Source organism: Desulfobacteraceae bacterium (assembly GCA_022340425.1).
Taxonomy (GTDB): domain Bacteria; phylum Desulfobacterota; class Desulfobacteria; order Desulfobacterales; family JAABRJ01; genus JAABRJ01.
The window spans coordinates 1-3,200 of the sequence record JAJDNY010000122.1; the positions used below are offsets into that span (position 1 = coordinate 1).

The 3,200-nt window shown below is 60.6% G+C and carries 2 protein-coding genes; both read right to left on the bottom strand.

Annotated elements, in window-relative coordinates; translation table 11 throughout:
- Positions 1–1,701: C25 family cysteine peptidase (locus LJE63_10370; protein ID MCG6907017.1), on the bottom strand; the 1,701-nt coding region annotated here is incomplete at its 3' end.
- Between the two features lie 382 nt (positions 1,702–2,083).
- On the bottom strand, positions 2,084–3,200 hold a 1,117-nt coding region (locus LJE63_10375; GenBank protein ID MCG6907018.1), incomplete at its 5' end, for a radical SAM protein.

Sequence of the window (3,200 nt, forward strand, 5' to 3'; positions counted from 1 at the left end):
TAGTTCGGTGGCCGCGATCAAGGAGGGCGCGCCGCCGTTCATGGCCAGGAGCTCTTCCGCAAAACATTCCCGCGCACCGTCAAAACTGCCCGTGCGGCAGCTGATGCTGAAAAAGACCGAGGGGGTGGTGCCGGCAATCGATTGGATATCCGCTGTCCGGAGAGGGGGATTGAGCCACCCCAGCTGATCTCCGTGGCCCCGGTGGCCGATGATCAACTGCCCCGTATTGATCAGCCCCATCAGCTTCTTGGTGGCCAGGGGGCCGTCCGTCTTGTATATCAGCTCTTCCCTCAGCTTCGGCGGCACCGGTGTGCCGTCACTGAATTCGGCCGGCGTGCGGTTGTTGGAAACATAGACCCGTTGAACTTCGAAACCGTGGGAGACCATGTGATCCCGGATCGTCTCCATGGTTTTCAGATAGGCCTGGTTGGCGCGGCCGTCCTGCCGGCCCAGGCGGTCCTTATCTTCGAAATAGGCCGCCACGGTCATGCGCGCAAAATAGTCCGGATCCTCGGGTGGTGACTTTTCGTAGTGGATGATCTGCTCCACCACGGCGAGGCCCTCCGCTTCTTCCCGGGCGGCGATGCGTCCCCCTGCAACCCACGGCACGAGGCAGTCGGCACCTTCGGCATCCCGGTGGGTGAAGTAATAAAGATCGGTGGTATCGCATTGACCCGTTGCCGCCGTTCCGGGCCGCGGCCGTTCTTCGCTGGGGATGGCCGCGATGTCGCCAAAGAGCAGGACATAGCGCAAAGGCGATCCGGGCTTGGCCCGCATTTTGCGAATATAGGTTTTGATGGCCTGCACCTGGTCGGCGCGCGTGCTGTTTGTCCCGAGGGGTGCCAGAAGGGGTGCCACGGGCACGATAGCGGTGGTCAGGCCGCATTTCTGTTTCCAGGCCTGGAGCCGCTGCGCCGGCTTTTGAAGCGCCTCCCCGTAGAGAATTAAAAAATCCGGCGTATCGGCGCGGCGGTGGGCGATTTTACGCTTCGGCGCCTGAAGGCCCGCCTTGCTGAAATAGTAGCGTTCCGGGTTAAAGAGAAAGTTGCCGAAACCTTCCAGGTTGTGCTTCTGGTCGAGATAGGCCCACAGGGGTACTTCGTCCTTGTTGCGGCCGCTTTGGCGCGGGGCTTTCTCGGCCGACAATGCGATGGTCACCTCGATGGTGCTGTAGCAGCGCAGCAGTTGCCGGGCGGGGTTGTATTGCAGGGGCCGGACGTGGATGCAAAGGGTGCGGTAGCCGTCCATGTAAAAGGGACGGCTGACCGCCACGGTCTCTTCAGGATAATAGTGATCCTGGTCATAGGTCGCGGAGTCGAATTCGAAGGTCCAGGGGTCCTGGTCCGTGGCGTTTTCCTGGGCCGGCCGGATTTTCATGTTTTTCCGCTTGCGCAGGCCGCTTTTTTTTACCCGGACCTGATATGCGTATCCCGGCGGAATCTGGAGGAACCGCCCGAAGGACGGCAGCAGCGGTTTGCCGCTCTCGGAAAGAAAACCGGTACCGTGGATGCCGACCTCATGCTGAAACCCGGACTGGCCGGCTTCCCCGGGCAGGTCGGCCTGACTGTAACCCGGGAACCGATAGACCAGGCGGATCGTGCTGTCCCGGAAGGAGAGGCTGATGATGGGTTTTTCGCCGTGCTCCTCCAGATTGAAATTGGCTGAGAGTCCTACCGGGTTCAATGCTTTGAGTTCGGCCATCGCGCTCTCCATAGTATAATTTTGATCTAAAATCCCCCCACCTTTGGTGGAGGACCCGGAGAGGTTCTATTGATCCGGGGTTCATTTACATCAATTGGTTCCTTCATTTTCTTGCACGTGCAAGAAAACGGAAGCAAAAGAAACCGCCCGTGTCCCGCGGCCCTTTCAGGGCTTCCCTGCGCGTCGTCGACACGGCCGGAGCACGCGGAAACTCGCTTCGCTCAGACAGTCCGCGCATTTTAATCCGGCCGCATCGCCGATGCTCGGCGCGGGGCAAAGGGAAATTCAAAACCAAAACCTCCAAAGCCGTTTTCAAGCCCCCTTCGGGGGTAACTGGGGTCCCCCGTAATGCGGGAGAAGCCTCACTTGGGGATTGCTTCGACTAAAATAACAGCAGCTGCCAGCCCTTGGCGGCATACCAGCCCAACTTCTGCATCTCGGTACGGGTCAGTTCCGGCGGCAGATGGGCGGCGCGATCCGCCAGATTGGCTTTCATCTCCGGGACCCGATCGCGGGCACGTGCGCGCTGGCGATAAAAACGCTGGATCATGGTCCCGGGGGGCGTTCCGTGATTGAGATGGGTCAGGTAGCGTCGGGGATCTGCGGCGGCTTCCTCGGGCGTCACAAACGTTTTGGAAATCTGGGCCCAGCGGATCCAATCGTCCAGTCGCTTGAGCAGAATATCGATTTGCCACTGTTCCGGATTTTCGTAGAGCCGGCTGCCGGGCAGGACGTGCAGGTTTTCGATCCAGTAGACAAACCCGCCGGCCTCGACAACGTGGTCCAGCAACGTCAACGTTGCCATGAAATCGGATTGGCTCTCGCCCGGCAGGTTACAGATCCAGGAGGTCACCGCCAGTCCCCCGGCGTCGGCAATGCGCCGGACGCCGGTCATGATTTGTTGGCGGGTCGAGCGGCGCCCCATGCGCTTCAAAAGGGCGTCGGAGCCGCTCTCGCAGCCCATGGTGTAGCGGTGAAAACCGGCCGCGACCATTTTCGGCAGCAGGTCCCGGTCCTCAAACAAAGCGGGGTGGGTTTCCAGCTCGAAGGTCAGGTCCAGCTTCTCGCCGATGATGGCGGCGATCAGCGTTTTCATGAAGGCCGTGTCCAGGAAATGGTTCTCCCCCAAAAATACGCTTTGAATACCGTGGTCCTGATACAGGTGCAGCTGCGCGAGAATCCGGTCGATTTGCATGAACCGAAACCGGCGCGGGTTGATGGTCCGGTTGTTGGCCACGCAATAGGCGCAGGATTCCGGGCACAGTCCGCGGGAGATGTTGATAAAGCTGCGTCGGGACCATAGCAGGTTGGCAAAGGGCTTGGCCTGGGGTGTGATGAGGGGCATGGCTTCGGTGGGCAGCAGGTCGTCGGGGCGCGGCGGGCGGGCCACCCCGCCGCTCCGGCCGTTGCGAGCGGCAATACCGTCGATGGCGCTTAAAAACCCCGCTCCCGGTTCGACCGATTTCTCAATGACGCGTGCGAACGTTTTTTCGCCTTCG